We start from the raw sequence: 17380 nt of genomic DNA on the forward strand, positions 1-17380 counted from the left end.
TCAAAAAGCTGGCGAATTGGACTTGGAAAAGTCCAATTCGCCAGCATTCTCATCGAAAAAACAGAATAAATTGGACAAAAATAGGTCGGATTATAAAAATCCGACCTATTTTGTCAACAGTCTGAAAGCTTGACGGATATCCGTCAAGCTTTTTCCGTTAGAAAAACGGGGTGATGAATATGCCAAGCACCAAGGAAACTGCACCGATACCCATTGCCCATGCTCCTAAGCCAGCTGCTCCTTGTCTTCTGGCTATATAACCGACAATGATCCCTGCAATTCCTAACAGCACTGGAAGCATAAACAAGGAAATAATCGAAAGCGCAAGCGCGATATATCCGGTTACACGTCCGCCGGCAGCATCGGCGGCATCGTTACGCGCTTCTCCGTTGTTCCCGTTATCTGTACGATAAGTCGGGGCAACTTCTGCTGCTGTTTCTTCTAAAAATTCATCATTATCTAAAGTCGCATCGACTAGGTCAGCATCATAACCGGCTCGGTCACGATCGCGAACATTTTGATCTTTTTCCATTCGATATCCCCCCTCTTTAATCCATAAAGGAGCATTTATAGTTTAAGCATTTTAGCCCGATTCATGTTTGCTAAACTTTACTGTAAATGTTAAAAGATTATGATACACTGGAGGAATGGATGATAAGGAGTGTGGACATGTTACATTTAGGAATCGATATTGATGGAACGATCACTGCCCAGGATACTTTTGTTCCCTATTTGAACGAGTCGTTCAGCCTCTCCATTACATTGGAAGATATTAAGGAATATGACTTAACAAAGCTGCTGAATATATCCCAAGAAGATTTTTGGAAATGGATGAACGAAAACGAGCCCCGCATCTATCAGGAAGCGTTGCTGGCTCAATATGCCAAACAGACGCTGGATGAGCTGAAAAAGCAGCATAAACTGATATACATTACAGCAAGAAGACACCATCTGGAGGATGTCACCTTTGACTGGTTCGAGAAACGCGACATTCATTATGACCATATAGAACTTGTCGGCGGACACGATAAACTGGAAGCCGTCTTCAGGCATGAAATCGATGTTTTCTTTGAGGACCACCACGGGAATGCAACCATGATTGCAAAAGAAGCAGGCATTCCGGTTCTGTTGTTTAATACGCCGTACAATCAGCTTCCGACCGATTCAAACATCGTCAGAGTCGACAGCTGGCTTGAAGCCGCCGAATGGCTGAAAAAGAACGAGAAAACGATTAAAGGCGCAAAAAGCATGTAAGATAAAGTCTCTTACATGCTTTTTGCGTTAAAAAGGCATATGGCTTTAAACGCCATATGCCGCTTTTCTTTACTGCGCTTCCGTGCTTTTTTCTTCGCATCGCGGGCACGTTCCGTAAATTTCAAACTTATGGCCGCTGATCTGGTAGCCGTCAAGATCGTCTGTCAGCTTTTCCATCGGACATAGCTCGATTTCCTTCGTTTTGCCGCACACCATGCAAATAAAATGATGGTGGTGATGAGCAGAAGAACATTTAAAACGGAACAGCTTTTCACCGGAAAGCTCAGTCGTTTCCAAAATGCCGAGTTCTTCAAACAGCGACAAATTCCTGTAGATCGTATCAAAGCTTAACCCCGGATAATCATCGTTTAAAGCGGAAAGGACATTTTTCGCCGTTAAATATTTATCAGAATCACTAAACAGCTGAAGCATATCCTCCCGTTTGCTTGTATATTTATATCCTTTTTCCTTCAGTAAATCAAGCGCTTCCTGTACGTTCACGGCGAATCCTCCTTTTGATTTTATTATAACTGATGCACAGTATCAGGATAAAGATCGACAGCATCACGATCGTTCCCCCCGGCGCTAGATCGAGATGATAGGCAAGCACCAGGCCGACGATGACGGAAAGTTCACCGAATAGGATCGATAAGAAGATCGCCTGCTTAAACCCCTTGGCAATGCGCATGCTTGCAGCGACAGGGAGCGTCATCAGCGCTGAAACGAGAAGCGTACCGACGATTCTCATAGAGGCGGCGATCACAAGCGCAACGATCAAAATAAATATAAAATGAATCCACTTTGCGGAAATCCCCGAAGCTTTTGCATGCTCTTCATCAAATGACAGAAGAAACAGCTCTTTAAAAAGGGAAAACACCACGATCAAAACGGCTGCGGAAATTCCGACGATCACCAGCATGTCTTCGCGCGAAACAGCGCTGACGCTGCCGAATAGATAGCTGAACAGATCCGTATTAAATCCGTCCGCAAGCGAAATAAAAATAACGGAAATCCCGATTCCCCCCGACATGATAATCGGGATCGCCAGCTCCTGATAATGTTTATAAACCGTTCTCAGCCTCTCGATGATCAAAGATCCGGCAACGGAAAATGCCATTCCGAAATAGATCGGGCTGACCCCGGCGAGCACTTCAAACTGTTTGCCTGCATACAGGCTCGCCGCTATGCCGGCTAAAGAGACGTGGCTGAGCGCATCTGCGATCAGCGACAGGCGCCTGACAACGATGAATACACCGAGCAAGGGCGCAATGAGGCCGATTAATATTCCTGAAATAAAAGCGTTTTGCAAAAACTCATAATGAAAAAAAGGTGTCAGCATTATTCGTGTCCTCCATGATGATGGTGATTGTGGCTGATGGCTTGAACATCATGCCCGTAAAATTGAGACAAGTCTTGATCTGTCATGGACTCAAACTCTTCTGTATTGCCGTGAAAATGAAGATGTTTATTCATGCAGGCAACGTGTGTGACTTTATCGGAAACCGTGCCGACATCATGGGTGACAAGAATGAGCGTAATGCCTTTTTCACGATTCAACTTCTCCAGCAGCTTGTAAAACCCTTCAACTGTTTTTTGATCGACTCCGACCGTCGGCTCGTCAAGAATGAGCAGCTTCGGTTCGCTCACAAGCGCTCTCGCAATGAAAGTTCTTTGCTGCTGTCCCCCCGAAAGCTCGCCGATGTTCCTGTCTTTCAGGGACGTGATGCCGACGGCTTCGATCGCTTCATCCACCTTTTGCTTATCGGCTTTGGACATGCGCCTGAATAAGCCGAGCTTCGCTGTTAAACCGCTTGCCACCACTTCATATACGGAAGCGGGAAAACCGGTGTTAAAGCTGTTTGCTTTTTGGGATACGAAGCCGATTTTGCTCCAGTCCTTAAATTTTCTGAAAGGGACGCCGAACAATTTAAGTTCGCCTGTCTGCGGCTTAATCAGCCCGAGAATGCATTTCAGCAATGTCGTCTTTCCCGATCCGTTTGGACCGACCAGGCCGAGAAAAGTCCCTTCTTCAATTTTCAAATTTATATCTTCTATCACATTTCGATGATCATAGGAATATGATACATGCTTCATTTCAATAATAGGTTGTTTCAATACGTTCACCTTCAAATTCTCCAGAATCATTACGATTTATCGCACAAAAAGAAAATGGCAGCCGAAAAGCAGCAAGCCATTTTCACGATTGACCAGTTCATCTTTAAATTATACATATAAACTAAAAAAAAGTAAATGAAAGCCTAATGGATGGCGTTTTTGAACTTTCCTCCACGCGTTTCGTGCGTGTCCATAATCGTTATAAAAGCATTGTGATCAATATCGAAAACAATCGATTTCAGCTTCGTCACTTCAAGCCTGGTCACAACGGCATAAATCACTTCTGTGTCCTCATCGGAATAGCCGCCTTTCCCTTTGAGCTTGGTCGTTCCCCGGCCGAGGCGATGCAGCAGCGCATCGGAAATCTCCTCGTATTGATCTGAAACGATGATGACCGCTTTCGTCTCATCAAGCCCTTGAATAACGGCGTCGATCGTCTTCATCGCAATATAGTACGTCATAACCGAAAACATAGCCTGCTCAAGGCCGAATACAAAGCTTGCCCACGCAAAAATAAAGACATTGACGAACATGACAAATTCGCCGACTGAAAACGGCAGCTTTTTCGTAAGCAAAATGCCGAGTATCTCAGTTCCATCCATAGAACCGCCGTTACGAATAACAAGCCCTACGCCGAATCCGAGCAGAAGACCGCCGAATACGGCTGCCAGGACGGGCTGAGTCGTAACCCCTTCTACATGATGCAACAAGGTTTCAATAATTGACAAGCTGATGATTCCGATCAGGGTTGAAATTAAGAACGTTTTTCCGATGTGCTTGTAGCCTGAAAACATAAACGGAATGTTAAGAACGACGACGAGCAGTGCGAAGTTGATATACGGAGTATCTTTAAAAATGTAGTCCAATATTAGTGAAATGCCGATAATGCCCCCGTCAATGATGTTGTTCGGCACTAAAAATAATTCGATGCTGGCGGCTGCGCAGGCAGCCCCGACGAGAATCATGACGATCCGAAACGCCATTTTGACCGCTGATTCTTTTTTATGCTGTTTTATGGTATTTGCCATTCTGTCTCTCCTTTTCCCAAACTGGCCAAACCGTCCCATATCATCATCATATCATTTAACAGACTGAAATAAAAAAATGACACATTTTTAATTTTACGCCATACATTAGTTCAGAGGGGAGGAATGGACGTGATTTTATTTCAAAAAATCGTGCTGCAGCGTTTAAATCAGGTCACGGCTGACGAGGTGCTGAAGTACGCTAAACAATACGGAATTCATGTAACAAGAAAACAGGCGCTTGAAGTAGAACAGCTTGTGAAAGGAAAAAACATCAATATTTTTAATGAGGAAGAACGCAATAAACTGCTCAAGCAGGTGGAAGCGGTCACTTCAAAAGAAGCGGTGCAGCTTTTGAACCAGCTGTTTTCTCAATACGTATCATAAAAAGGGGAGCTGATACGCCCCCCTTTTTTATTGCTGCTTGATTTTTTCCAGCAGCCCTTCATCAAACTGTTTATTTTTAAGCATTTCAATTTCAAACCGATACGGCGGCTTTTTGTTCTTTTTATCTTCTCCTACATAAGGCGTTTCAAGGATTTTCGGAATATCTTTCAGCTGATCGTGGTGAACGATGTATTGAAGCGCATCAAAACCGATTTCTCCGAATCCGATGTTTTCGTGCCGGTCCTTTCTCGCGCCTCTGACATTCTTGCTGTCATTAATATGAAGCACTTTTAAACGGTCGATTCCGACGATCTTATCGAATTCGTTTAAGACACCGTCAAAGTCGGATACGACATCGTAACCCGCGTCATGGGTATGGCATGTATCGAAGCAGACGGATAAATGTTCATTGTGTGTAACGCCGTCGATGATCTGTGCCAACTCCTCAAACGTCCGTCCGCATTCTGAACCTTTGCCGGCCATCGTTTCCAAAGCGATCTGCACATTCTGATTCGGGTCGATGACCTCGTTCAATCCTTCGATGATTTTTTGAATGCCCGCTTCTGCGCCTGCACCTACATGAGCTCCCGGGTGAAGAACGATTTGTCTGGCGCCGATCGCCGACGTCCTTTCAATTTCAGAACGCAGGAACTCGACACCGAGCTCAAATGTGGCCGGATTTGTTGTATTGCCGATATTGATAATATACGGGGCATGAACGACGATATCAGAGATGCCGTTCTCCTCCATATGGGCTCTTCCTGCTTCAATATTTAAATCCTCGATTTTTTTCCTGCGCGTGTTTTGCGGCGCTCCCGTATAGATCATAAATGTATTGGCGCCGTAGGAGCTTGCCTCCTGACTGGCCGCAAGCAGCATATGTTTTCCGCTCATTGAGACGTGTGAACCGATTTTCAACAAAACTGTTTCCCCTACTTTCCTTTTCTAAATTGCTTTCTTTTTTGCTGTCTTTTTATTTTATTGATTTCCGTCTGCATTTTCTTCTTATATCCTGGCTTGACTTTTCTCGGTTTTTTCACAAGCCGCTTGGCGGCCTCATCCGTTTCATCAGGCGTTCTTTTTCGGTTCTGCCGGCGCTTGCGGTCATCGATCTTTTTCCACTCGCCTTTTTCAATCCTCATGTTTTCAAACACGATTCCCATCTGTTCAAGCTTCACAAGTGCATCTTCGTCAGATGTATCATAAAACGTCATCGCTGTTCCGGATGTTCCGGCGCGCGCTGTACGGCCGACGCGGTGAACGTAAAAATCAAGATCGTCTGGCAGTTCATAGTTAATGACATGGCTGATGCCTTTAATATCGATTCCCCTTGCAGCCAAATCAGTGGCTATGATATAGGTGAATTCCAGATCGCCGATTTGCTTCATCACTTTTTTTCGTTCCCGCGGCGTAAGCCCTCCGTGAAGAAGTCCGACTTTCATCCCTTTGTCCGTCAGGTATGCGGCGATTTCGTCAGCCGTTGTTTTTGTATTGGCAAAAACAATCGCCAAATACGGATTTAAATGGGTCATAACCTCGAGCAGCAGCTCATTTTTATCCCTGTGTCTGGAAGGTATCAGCACGTGTTCGATTTTTTCGGCCGTGATGTGCTTCGGCTCAACATGCGCATACCTCGGATTGGCCATATACTTTTTCAGGAAAGGCTTTAATTTTTCTGGAATCGTTGCGGAAAATACGAGCATCTGCAAGCCTTCAGGCATATGCGACCCGATAAAATCGACATCTTCCAAAAATCCCATATCAAGCATTAAGTCCGCCTCGTCGATAACGAGCGAACCGGCTTTATGAACATCGAGCGCCTGCTCCCTGATCAGATCTGCAATCCGCCCCGGCGTACCAACCACCAGATGGGGCTGTGTTCTTAATTTGTCAATCGATTTTTGTTTATCGGTACCGCCGATGAAACATTTCGAACGAACCGCTTCATCAGGCCCTAAAAACTTGGTGATTTTCAGGACTTCCTGATGAATCTGGTTGGCGAGCTCCCTTGTCGGAGCCGTAATCACGACTTGAACGAACTCTTTTTCAAAATCGATCCTGCTTAAGAGCGGGAGCAGATAGGCATGCGTTTTTCCCGTACCTGTCTGCGACTGTCCGATCGCGCTCTCCCCTTTCAGCGCCGCAGGAATTAACCGCTTCTGAATATCAGTCGGCTCATAAAATCCCAAGTCGTGAACAGCCTCTATAATAAACGGCTTTAAATCGTACATTTCAAATTTCGTTTGTTTCATTTTCCCAACTCCTTCTTGGAAAGCCTTTATTCCGGCGCTCCAAGCTTTATCCTATATGGCTGAATTGTGCGCTTATGTATCCTTTTTTATGCCGCACTGCTTAAAAAAAGGCTGATATCATGTCCATCATTAAATTATAACTGATCCTGCGGAAAAAAACCATCACCCCCGCCCTATTCGGGCCGGCGGCAAAGGCACTTTGCCACCGTTGGTGCATACCCTATCAAGAGAAGGATTTTGAAAGGAGGTACAAGTATGTTTCAGCAACAGCCGATGAGAAATCAGCCAGGACCGCAGATGCCGCAAAGGCCCGGCAGAGCCTTGATGCCGAGACATCCGGGGATGAGAATGCAGCCCCCTCAAGCGCAGCAGCGCGGCCTGCAGCAAATGTTTCAGCCGATGGGCGCCGCCCAGGAGCAAGCAGGGGCGCGAGGAGCCGGCGGGATTCAGGGTTTGCTCTCGAAAATCCTTCCTGGATCTGCCGCGTCCGGGGGAACAGGAGCAGGCCTCGGCGGAACCGGAAGCGGCCTTGGAGGCATTCAGGGTCTTGCCAATCCGGCTACCATTTCAAACATGCTCGGCAATGTTCAAAAAGCGCTCGGTGTAGCCCAGCAAGTAACGCCGATGATTCAGCAATACGGACCTCTCGTCCGCAATCTCCCCGGCATGGTGAAAATGTTCAGACAGCTGAATTCCGATGATACTGAAGTGGAGGACAGCGAACAACAAAAAGGCGAACCGGACAACAAGACCGAAACGAGCGGCGAAAAGAAAGAAGAAATAAAAGTGTCTTCCAAAACACCCGAAAAATCCAAAGCCGAAGAAATCAGAAAAAAACGGAGCCGTTCAGCCCCTCCGTCTGCAAAAAGAAAAACCGGAGGATCAAAACCTAAACTGTATGTATAACATTCTTTGATATCTCCTGCGGGATCAGATATAATGAGGTCTATAGAGACTGCAAAAATAAGCCGTTTTTTACGGCTTTTTATCATGCCCGGCTCTTACTTCTTTATAGGAGGACTAAGAATGAACGTAATTAAAATATCGCCGCGCGGCTATTGCTACGGTGTCGTCGACGCCATGGTCATCGCAAAAAACGCGGCTCTCGATAAAAGTCTGCCGAGACCTATATATATTTTAGGAATGATCGTTCACAATAAACATGTCACCGACGCATTTGAAAAAGAGGGCATTTATACGCTTGACGGTCCGAACCGGCTTGAGATTTTGAATCAGGTCGACAAAGGAACGGTGATCTTCACCGCTCACGGCGTTTCGCCCGAAGTCCGTAAAATAGCTGAGGATAAAGGTCTTGTCGCGATTGACGCCACCTGCCCTGATGTGACAAAAACACACGATTTAATCCGAAAAATGAAAGCGGAAGGCTATCACGTCATCTACATTGGAAAAAAAGGACACCCGGAGCCTGAAGGAGCGGTCGGTGTCGCCCCGGATATCGTTCATCTTGTCGAAACCGAAGAAGACGTGGAAAGGCTGGACATTGAAGCGGAGAAACTGATTGTCACGAACCAAACGACGATGTCCCAATGGGATGTCCATGATATTATGGAAAAAGTAAAAGAAAAATATCCGGATGTTGAATTCCACCAGGAGATTTGTCTGGCCACCCAGGTGCGTCAGGAAGCGGTGTCCGAACAGGCGAAAAAAGCCGACTTGACAATCGTTGTCGGCGATCCGAAAAGCAATAACTCGAATCGCCTCGCCCAGGTCTCCGAGGAAATCGCAGGCACGAAAGCATACCGGATCGGCGATTTAAGCGAATTAAAGCTGGAATGGCTCGACGGCGTGGAAACCGTCGCTGTAACGGCCGGCGCATCGACCCCGACTCCGATTACAAAAGAAGTCATCCGCTTTTTAGAACAATTCGATCGTGAAGATCCTTCCACATGGAAGATCAGTCACGAAGTACCTCTTCAAAAAATCTTGCCTAAAGTAAAAGCAAAAACCTGAAGCATCCATCGCTTCAGGTTTTGTTTTTATAAAAATGTAAACGGGTTCGTATTTGTATCTGATGGAAAGACGGCGACATTGTATTTTTTCTTTCGGCACATCGCCGTCAGCTTTTTCGCAACTCCGTTTTTCATGATTTGTTCGGCATAATGTCCAGGGTCGACCACATTCAGCCCGATCATCATGGCATCGTGCGCTGTATGGAAATAAAGATCTCCTGTTACATATACATCGGCGCCCATACGTTTTGCATGATGGATGTATTTATTGCCGTCGCCGCCTAATACAGCGACCTTCTTCACTTTCGCATCAGACTTGCCCACCATCCGCGCTCCGTTTGCCTCCAGCTTTTCTTTCACATAACGGGCAAATGCTTCGAGTGTCATCTCTTCATTCAATTCACCGATACGACCCAGCCCTTTTCGAAGCGGACTCTGCTCGACGGGATAAATATCAAAGGCCACTTCTTCATACGGATGAGCCTCATTCATCGCTTTGATCACGGATTTTTCAATACCTGACGGATAAACGGTCTCGATTCTTACCTCTTCGACCCGTTCAAGCTCGCCCCGCTTGCCAATAAAAGGATCGGCTTCAGACAGCGGCTTGAAGCTGCCGACTCCTTCTGAAGAAAACGCACAGTGGCTGTAGGCGCCGATATGACCGGCTCCGGCGTCTCCAAGCGCTGCGCGCACCTGTTCTTCATAATCTTTCGGGACATAGACGGCGAGTTTTTTCAGTGGCTCTTCGTAGGTTGGAACGAGCACTTTTGTGTTCTTTAATTCCAGCGCTTCCGCAAGCATGTCGTTGACACCGCCGTCAGCAACATCGAGATTTGTATGAGCCGCATAAACGGCGATATCATGCTTGATGCACTTTTCGATCAGCCTTCCGCCGGGCTGGTCTGTGATGACATGTTTCAGCGGCCTGAAAACAGGCGGATGGTGCGCAATGATTAAGTCAACGTTCTTTGCAATCGCTTCATCAACCGTTTCTTCGAGAACATCTAGCGTGACCATGACATTGGACACCGTTTTGTTCAGCGTGCCGATTTGCAGGCCGATTTTATCGCCTTCAACGGCGTATGACTTTGGTGAAAATTGTTCAAACAATTGGATGATTTCATGCCCGTTTATCGTTTTTGTCATCTTCTAAGTACCTCCTTTAAGACCTCTATCCGTTTTGACAGTTCAAGCAATTTTTGTTGATTTTCTGCACTCGGAAGAGCCGCTTCAATTTGTTGATAGATGTTTTCCGTATGTTTCAGTTCTTGCGACCATTTTTTGATAAAAACAGCATTTTTTTGTTTGGCCAAAAATGGGCCGACAAGCATGCCTGCCGCAAAGGAAATCCCATCGTAAGCCGCATCCCGATCGCCCGCTTCCGCGACGAGAACCTCATAGTACTTGCCGTCTTCCTCAAGGATTTCTTCATTGATCAGTGCATAGCCTTCCTGATAGAGCCATTCTCTAATATGGTGAGCGTGGATATTCGGCTGTAAAACCAAACGTTCCTTACCTGAGAGCTTATCCTTGCCCGCTTTTAGAATGTGAGCAATGAGCGAGCCTCCCATTCCGGCAATCGTGATCACATCAGCTTCGCCCTTTTCAATCACTTCAAGCCCGTCTCCTTTCCTCACGGAAATGAGCGGACTTAACTGCAATTTCTCAACCTGCTGCTTCGCAGAAAGAAAAGGACCATCTGTGATTTCTCCGGCAATCGCAGCGCTTGCCAGGCGATTCAGCACACAATAGCAAGGCAAATACGCATGATCAGACCCGATATCAGCCACAACCGCCCCTTTTGTTATGTATTCCGCCACAGTCTGCAGCCTTTTCGATAACTTCAATTCATTCACAATTATCACAACTTTTCTAGATTCATTTTTCCTTTACTATCATATAAAAAATCGCTTTAGTTTCCAAGCTGGAACAGCAAATCAACATTCTACTCGATCAATTTTTGATTTTTCTCTGTAGTACGCACGTAAAGCATGAGTCTCAAGATCCGCGAGCCGAACCGGAATCGGCAGCCTGCTTTCTCGATTGACCAAGCTCATCGCGATGTCATAACTGCTGTCTAAATCAAGCAAATGTCCGCATGATAGAAATATCGGTTTGACATCTTGCCTTGTCCGCACCGCACGTCCGTAGACTTCGCCATCAATTACAATATCGGTATAAGCGCCGAATTTATTATCAGGCATCACAAAATCAGTTTGTTTTATTTTCAAGTAAGTTTTCGCAATGCCGATCGTTGGCTTTTCGAGAAAAAACGCCGCATGTGTCGCAATCCCCATATGGTTAAAATGGAGATAGCCATTCCCGTCAAATAAAAAAACATCCGGTTCAATCGTCAGCTTCTTAGCCGCCTTAATAATAAGCGGCAGCTCCCTAAAAGCAAGAAACCCCGCGATATAAGGCACAGCGATTTTCCCTGCACTATGTACTTTTTCAATGACACGCTTCGTATGAAAATCCAGCACGATGATACTGCAGACACCAAACGCTTCACCATCTTCCTCCCAATAAGCTAAATCAACCCCCGCACAGGTTTGCAGAGCGTCTTTACTGATGGAGTTTACTAGATTGATATGTTTTTTTAGTTTTGTTTGTATCGTTAAGAAGTCATTTTCTTGGTTTAAATTAAAATCGTGTATGTTGTTGATGTTCATCTTTAAAAACCAACTTTCTATCATCCCATTTTTTAAGTTCATTCAAAGTTATTGATTCATACCGGGATAAGCCGGGACAGCGAGATGTCTTATAGAACGATCAGCATATATAAAAAGAACCCCTCAACAAGCAAAAAATTGGGAGCTCTGTTTGTCTTTTTGTAAATCGAAGTATTTTCTAATCATTCATTATTATTCTTTATTTCTCAGCTTCATCGTCATACTGTTTACACCCTCAAAAACAGCGTCCCGTATGATTTCAGTGTAATTCTCATAACTGTCGCTTTTGGCTTTAATGATATCTAAAACTTGTTTAAATTGTCCATCTATGATAATCGTAATGCCTTCAACCTTTTCACCTGTCTGATCATTCACAAATTCCTCATTTAACATGGTTACCGTATCATTACTATTCATAAGACACTCTCCTATCTTTTATATTCTTCATAAGATGCCGGCTCTGGGTACATGGAATACAACTTTCGCTTATCAAAATCAATTAATAATGAGGTGGCTTAATCCAACATATCATCGGCCGGCTATTTATATTTATGTTCGACTGCTTTTTGAAGAGTGGCTTCTATATGGGCCACTAATTTTTCCGGCCTTCTCGTTTCCATGTCTTCTAACGGGTTTTCCCAGTCTAGATTTTTTATTAACAGCATATAAAAGGTGCCTGAAGGATCAATATCTATGTACCATCCGACATCTAAAATCAAGCGGCTTTCTTTATGCTCCAACTGCAATAATGATGACGTAAAGTTAAACCAGTCATCACTGTCTTCCTCTAACTGATCTGGATCGATATCAAGTTTATTATAAGAGACGGTCCACCCTTGAGGAATTCTCAGACGCAAATAGTCAGGAGGTCCTTCAAAAATGAAAATGTTTCCTCCAAATGCCGCCGCTTCAATTTTCCAAATGATCCGTTCCAATTCCTTCACTAACTGCCGGCGATCTTCAACATGGATTGTGTCAATCGTTTCTCCATAATTATCACACATATGAATAAGATAATCATCCCGGCCTTTCATGATTTTGACCGCAGCATGATATCTTTGTTTTTCTAATTCTAATAATATGGTATTTGGTTCAACTTTTTCATGTGTGTCGGTTAAATCATTATATTTAACGAACCAGCCGCACGGTATATTTATAGGTTCTAATGATTTTATGGAATTAGACAAAGCGTTCACTCCTGATTTTCTATTATGAACTGTTGATTTGTTTTCTGCTATATCTTGTATTTCTGCTCAGGGATTTCCTGTAACTCTAAACTTTAAACATCCTTTTCTAATTTGATAAGTTCTAATTCACAAAGGTTCATAAAATAGGAGAGCTGTAGTTAATTTTGTATTTGTAATTCCTTTAATATTTTTTTCCTCAAATCACTCGCAATATCCGCATTCCTGTAATCGTCCAGCAAAGAATTTATTCTCTGAATATAATTATCTGAACCCTCTATACATTTGTCAAAACAGTCAATAAAATGGTCCACTAATGTGTCATCCACTAAAGCAATTGGTTCTGGATAATATTTAACACCTTCTCGTTCAAATGCTTTTCGACTAGTGTATGCAACTGCATCAATCATACAGTTCCAAGCTGCGACATCTATTTCATTATCTGACATCTCTTGAATTATAGTTATGCCATTTCCCTCACTATCCAATAAATCATAAAGAATATCCCCTATATTATTTTTATCTTTTATCCACTCCCAACATTTTTCTAGAGCTTCCCGGGCAAACATCTGGTCTTCCTTTCGGGAAAATACCGACGAAACTTTTTCTGAAAGTCCAAGAAAAAATATTACTTTACTGTCTTCTGTGAAACGATCGAAGTTTGTATCAGTCATCATTTTAACCTCCAACTAATCAATATCCTTTCCATTTTTAATCTTTAGATTAAGTCACCGGTTACTTTAATGCTTTCATCAATTTCCTTCCGATGTTACAAAGACGTTCAACGTGTTTGAGGCTTTGTAGGCGTCAAGCGCGTATTCATGATGGTGTTTTGCCGTTTTTTGCGATTTGACATTTTATTAATATCATCGTCGAGTGTCCAATCCGTAGCTTGGATATTCCAGCTTTCTTATTTCTATTCTAACTATTAAGTAAAAAATCTTGAACGCTCTCCTTGGAAACTTTTTCTGACCCCTCTTTTTTCAAAAACTTCAAAAAAGCTTTTTCTTTTTGACCTGGATTTTTAGATAATAAATTATAGTGACTATGAAATTCCTCAAATAACTCGTACGAATCAATAGATTCGATGGTTTCAGGTAAATGCTCATCTTTCTGATATTTATATGCTTTGTAAATTGTATAAGATGTTGCATCAGCAATACATATCCAAGCATCTAGATCATCTTCATTTGATTCAAGCTGCATTAAAGTTAAAATCCCTGTATCATCTAAATTTTCCAGGTAAGCATAAAGATCGTCTGCTTCTATATTCTTGTGTTCAAGCCACTTCCAGCAGGCATCTAATGCTTCTTTTATATAATTGAAATTATTTGATTGTTTTAATGCAGGAACTATTGCTTCACAAAGTCCTAAATAATATGCAGATTTTAAATGATCATTCAATTCTTCCCACTCTTGAAACATCTACTACACTCCTCAATTAAATATATTCACCATTTTTAATAACTAAATTCAATCTTCCGTTTGGCTTGATTCCTTGAATAGTCTCAGAAGTTACTTTTATCGTTAAATTAGGAAACATCTCGCTAAATTTCTTAAATACTCCAGCTGATACATTCGGATTATTTAGTCCTTGAATACAGGTTGGACAAACCCCTTTAGGATTAGATTGGTGAATTTTTAATGTTCCTGTTATTTCAGCAGGATTTTTTCCTAAGCTTCTACTTTCCTTATAAAGTCATTTAACACGCCTTCTTCAGCATGTCTTGTTGCACTTGCGATTTTTCCTGGAGATTTTATAGGTCTATCTGGCATTACTGAGTCTAAATCGGGAAGCCCGGCTTCTTTTCTAACTTCAAGTGCACCACTTTCATTTTATATCCTAAAACTGGAAAAAGCACTTATCGCCTTTGCTTGGCAATCAAGTGCTTTATTCTTAACTTTAGGAACGGTTAATAAACATATATTAAACTTACGATTGATTCTTTCCTAATTAAAATAACTTTATAAACACTTCTCTTTTTGTGGGGATCTCCTCGTTTGTACTCTGATAATCCTCAATGCCCTTTCTTATCCTTTCAACCTCTTTCGATGTGATAAAACCAGTTTCCACTGCACTGTTTAAAAAGATGGTAATGCTATCTTTATTTATACCTTCTAAAGCTTGTGGTAAATATTTCACTTTTTCTTTTTTATAAGCTTCCCAAGAAGTATAAGCGACAGCATCAACCAATAGTGACCACAACCTAGCAATATTCAAGTCTTCTTCTTCCTCAGCAAATTCTGAAATTCCTGTAAAGTCTGCGTTATCAATAAGCTCGTATAAGTCATCACCAGTAACGGCATAAGATTCAACCCATAACCAACATTTGTCCAATGCTTCTCTTCCTTCAGCATACCTTTCATCGTCTTTGCTGATTACAGAAAATACTCTTTCGGCAACTGTTAAAACAAAGCCTACTTTAACTTCATCTTGTAAATTATCCAAAAATATATTATCCATGATTTCCTCCTTAAAATTATCCGATAATCTTTCCATCTTTTAAAACGAAAGATAACAGTCCATTAGTTTTAACACTATCATCAATCTCTGATGTTACTTCTATTGTTAGATTAGGATATTTCTTACTTGCTTGATAAAATATACCACTCTTCTCAATAGGATAAGGTTTAAGTAATCCTTTACTACACTTATTGCATACGCCTCTTGGATTAGACTGGTGAACTCTTAATGTACCTGTTACTTCCGTCGGTTCGATGCCTGCCTTCTTTACAGCAGAATCAAACTCGTTTAAAACTCCTTCTTCAGCATGCCTTGTAAACTGTGCTAATTTAGGATTTTTCATATGATCGTATGGGGCCCTAATCTCTCTATTTGGTAAGATTGTATCCAATGAAGGCAGTCCAGCTTCTTTTCTTACTTCTGGAGATCCACCTTCAAAAGTCATTTTTTCAAGTCCTTTTACATCGGTTTTACCAACTGCAATTGTATTAGTCTCTGGAACATTCCATTTTTTCCGTAAAACATCCAAATCTTTTTTACCCAGTTGGATCTTACCTTTACCAGTCCCCCCACCACTCACCATCTTCACAATCCCAAGCTCTTTCACCGGCGTTTTTTCCACATTCACGCGGACAATTGGGGTGCCGATGCGGTGGCCTGTTGCGGAGGCCGGCTGTTCGACGTAGACGCGGACGTTTGTTGGAACTTGGAAGGATTTCACCTTTTCAAGGATGTTGTTTCCTTTTTGTACCAGCGCCACTTTTGGCGATTTCGCGAGCGGAATGTTTTTGCCAGCCGTTTTGGCCAATGTTTGAGCGCCGTGGTTTGCCGTTTTTGCGACAGCACCTGCACCGACGAGACTCAAGGCTGCTTCGATCAGGCCTTGTTTCCGCCTCTCTTCAGAAACTTTGTTTCCAAACATGTCCTTGCCCGTGACGGCTTCTGAGAACCCATTTGAAGCGACAAGGCCGTAGGCGCCCATTTCCGTCATTTTCAAGACGTTCAACGTTTTTGAGGCTTTGTAAGCGTCAAGCGCGTGTTCAGCGGCGATGAGTCCTTTTCCTGTTTTATAAATGGCTTTGCCGCCTTTGAAGGCTCGGCCTGCCCACCCTACGATCGGAATAAATCCTGCTGCCGCCATTGCTCCGGCGGCGACACGCTGGCCGTCTGTCAGCTTTTCTCCTGTGACCGGATCGACGCCTTCAGCGGCTCTCTTATAATCATAATACCCGCTGACTTCTCCGACAAATGTTCCGGCTGCGTCAAGCGCTTTTAAATACCAAGGCTTGTTCGCTTCTTCTTCTTGTTTTTCCTGAAGCCTGCGCGCTTCTGCCTGTTCATTTTTGAATTGAATATAATTGGCGGCTTGATTTTCGACTTCTATCGTATTTTTATAGATCTCGCTTGAGTGGAATGATTTCAAGCTAAAATACATCGGCGAGGCGGTTTTTCCGTGGCTTGTAGCTTCCATCAGCCCGGAATATTTGCCGAGCACTGCGCTGTCGAGCGCTTGTAAGTTTGTGTATTCGGTCTTGAGCGATTCATCCAGCTGATTAACGGCGTCGATGGTGTTTTGCCGGGTTGTTTGCGCTTTAGACATTTTATCAATATAATCGTCGAGCGTCCAATTGTCCAAGTCAACGATATCGCTGATACTTGCGATGATTTTATCCATTTCCAACTTGAGCCCCGAGACGATTTCCGTCGCTTTCAAATCCGCGTTTTTCAGTTCATGATCCAAAAAAGAGATTTCCACATAAGAATCGGACAGCTTTTTGTCCTTTATATCACCTGATACGCCTTTAAAAAAAGCAATCTGCGCTTCAACAAGCTTTAACCAGCTGTCTACGATCTCTGCCTGTCCTTTGTAGAAGTCTTTAATGTTGTCGGCACCTTTCCCCTGAAAATCTTCACCTAAATCAGCGACCCCAAGAAACGCTTTTTTGAGCGTCTGCAGTTGATCCTCAAAGGTTTCGTATTGTTTCTTGCGGTTATTCGCTGCTTCAATTAAAGAATGCGCTTCAAATACTTTCATTGAATTGTCCTCTCTAACC

At 43.2% G+C, this 17380-nt stretch carries 20 protein-coding genes; 4 read left to right on the forward strand and 16 right to left on the reverse strand.

Annotated features, from left to right (window positions below):
- Nucleotides 1-157: 157 nt before the first annotated feature.
- Nucleotides 158-532 carry a hypothetical protein gene (locus tag KI350_RS00005; RefSeq protein WP_020452213.1) on the reverse strand — a complete coding sequence of 125 codons (375 nt, stop codon included), beginning with the start codon at nt 530-532 and terminating at the stop codon, nt 158-160.
- A gap of 137 nt (nt 533-669) precedes the next feature.
- On the opposite strand from KI350_RS00005, the gene KI350_RS00010 reads away from it, so the two are divergent.
- Entirely contained in the window at nt 670-1254 is a 585-nt protein-coding gene (locus KI350_RS00010) for a 5' nucleotidase, NT5C type (protein WP_145651097.1), read from the forward strand.
- 69 nt (nt 1255-1323) lie between these two features.
- Here the strand turns inward: KI350_RS00010 and zur are convergent, their stop codons facing one another.
- From zur to KI350_RS00030, 4 genes are all read right to left on the reverse strand, one after another.
- Nucleotides 1324-1755, reverse strand: a complete 432-nt coding sequence (gene zur / locus KI350_RS00015) for a zinc uptake transcriptional repressor Zur (protein WP_020452215.1) — start codon at nt 1753-1755, stop codon at nt 1324-1326.
- Nucleotides 1733-2593, reverse strand: coding sequence for a metal ABC transporter permease (locus KI350_RS00020; protein ID WP_020452216.1), 861 nt, complete (start codon nt 2591-2593; stop codon nt 1733-1735). Before KI350_RS00020 ends, zur begins: the two co-directional genes overlap by 23 nt.
- Nucleotides 2593-3369: a metal ABC transporter ATP-binding protein gene (locus tag KI350_RS00025; RefSeq protein WP_041817461.1), complete on the reverse strand. Its 777-nt coding sequence runs from the start codon at nt 3367-3369 to the stop codon at nt 2593-2595. The genes KI350_RS00020 and KI350_RS00025 overlap by 1 nt, the downstream gene beginning before the upstream one ends.
- Nucleotides 3370-3512: 143 nt before the next feature.
- Nucleotides 3513-4397, reverse strand: a complete 885-nt coding sequence (locus tag KI350_RS00030) for a YitT family protein (protein WP_020452218.1) — start codon at nt 4395-4397, stop codon at nt 3513-3515.
- A gap of 129 nt (nt 4398-4526) precedes the next feature.
- Between KI350_RS00030 and KI350_RS00035 the strand changes: the two genes are divergently transcribed.
- On the forward strand, nt 4527-4781 hold the full coding sequence (locus tag KI350_RS00035) for a DUF2624 domain-containing protein (RefSeq protein ID WP_041817256.1): 255 nt from the start codon (nt 4527-4529) through the stop codon (nt 4779-4781).
- A gap of 27 nt (nt 4782-4808) precedes the next feature.
- Here the strand turns inward: KI350_RS00035 and KI350_RS00040 are convergent, their stop codons facing one another.
- Both KI350_RS00040 and KI350_RS00045 read right to left on the reverse strand, forming a co-directional pair.
- Nucleotides 4809-5702, reverse strand: a complete 894-nt coding sequence (locus KI350_RS00040) for a deoxyribonuclease IV (RefSeq protein WP_020452220.1) — start codon at nt 5700-5702, stop codon at nt 4809-4811.
- A gap of 11 nt (nt 5703-5713) precedes the next feature.
- On the reverse strand, nt 5714-7033 hold the full coding sequence (locus KI350_RS00045; RefSeq protein ID WP_149169679.1) for a DEAD/DEAH box helicase: 1320 nt from the start codon (nt 7031-7033) through the stop codon (nt 5714-5716).
- 255 nt (nt 7034-7288) lie between these two features.
- On the opposite strand from KI350_RS00045, the gene vrrA reads away from it, so the two are divergent.
- Nucleotides 7289-7939 carry a VrrA/YqfQ family protein gene (gene vrrA / locus KI350_RS00050; RefSeq protein ID WP_023855227.1) on the forward strand — a complete coding sequence of 217 codons (651 nt, stop codon included), beginning with the start codon at nt 7289-7291 and terminating at the stop codon, nt 7937-7939.
- A gap of 120 nt (nt 7940-8059) precedes the next feature.
- Complete coding sequence (locus KI350_RS00055; protein WP_023855228.1) at nt 8060-9004, forward strand: 4-hydroxy-3-methylbut-2-enyl diphosphate reductase; 945 nt, start codon at nt 8060-8062, stop codon at nt 9002-9004.
- A gap of 26 nt (nt 9005-9030) precedes the next feature.
- Here the strand turns inward: KI350_RS00055 and KI350_RS00060 are convergent, their stop codons facing one another.
- The 9 genes from KI350_RS00060 to KI350_RS00100 all read right to left on the reverse strand — a co-directional run bounded on the left by KI350_RS00060 (nt 9031) and on the right by KI350_RS00100 (nt 17361).
- Nucleotides 9031-10152 carry a Nif3-like dinuclear metal center hexameric protein gene (locus KI350_RS00060; protein WP_020452224.1) on the reverse strand — a complete coding sequence of 374 codons (1122 nt, stop codon included), beginning with the start codon at nt 10150-10152 and terminating at the stop codon, nt 9031-9033.
- Entirely contained in the window at nt 10149-10796 is a 648-nt protein-coding gene (locus KI350_RS00065; RefSeq protein ID WP_026579288.1) for a tRNA (adenine(22)-N(1))-methyltransferase, read from the reverse strand. Before KI350_RS00065 ends, KI350_RS00060 begins: the two co-directional genes overlap by 4 nt.
- 147 nt (nt 10797-10943) lie before the next feature.
- Complete coding sequence (locus tag KI350_RS00070) at nt 10944-11678, reverse strand: endonuclease V (protein WP_212930399.1); 735 nt, start codon at nt 11676-11678, stop codon at nt 10944-10946.
- A gap of 192 nt (nt 11679-11870) precedes the next feature.
- Nucleotides 11871-12095 (reverse strand): hypothetical protein, encoded by a 225-nt coding sequence (locus tag KI350_RS00075; RefSeq protein ID WP_020452227.1) that lies wholly within the window; start codon nt 12093-12095, stop codon nt 11871-11873.
- 122 nt (nt 12096-12217) lie between these two features.
- Nucleotides 12218-12874 (reverse strand): hypothetical protein, encoded by a 657-nt coding sequence (locus KI350_RS00080; protein ID WP_236808574.1) that lies wholly within the window; start codon nt 12872-12874, stop codon nt 12218-12220.
- A gap of 149 nt (nt 12875-13023) precedes the next feature.
- A complete protein-coding gene (locus KI350_RS00085) occupies nt 13024-13539 on the reverse strand; it encodes an Imm6 family immunity protein (RefSeq protein WP_236808577.1) in 516 nt (171 codons plus the stop codon).
- 244 nt (nt 13540-13783) lie between these two features.
- Nucleotides 13784-14287 (reverse strand): Imm6 family immunity protein, encoded by a 504-nt coding sequence (locus tag KI350_RS00090; RefSeq protein ID WP_075752282.1) that lies wholly within the window; start codon nt 14285-14287, stop codon nt 13784-13786.
- A gap of 529 nt (nt 14288-14816) precedes the next feature.
- A complete protein-coding gene (locus tag KI350_RS00095; RefSeq protein ID WP_075752280.1) occupies nt 14817-15326 on the reverse strand; it encodes an Imm6 family immunity protein in 510 nt (169 codons plus the stop codon).
- 16 nt (nt 15327-15342) lie between these two features.
- Entirely contained in the window at nt 15343-17361 is a 2019-nt protein-coding gene (locus tag KI350_RS00100; RefSeq protein WP_145653586.1) for a ribonuclease YeeF family protein, read from the reverse strand.
- Nucleotides 17362-17380: the final 19 nt, after the last annotated feature.

The organism is Bacillus sp. J41TS8 (genome assembly GCF_018333035.1).
Lineage (GTDB): Bacteria > Bacillota > Bacilli > Bacillales > Bacillaceae > Bacillus > Bacillus paralicheniformis.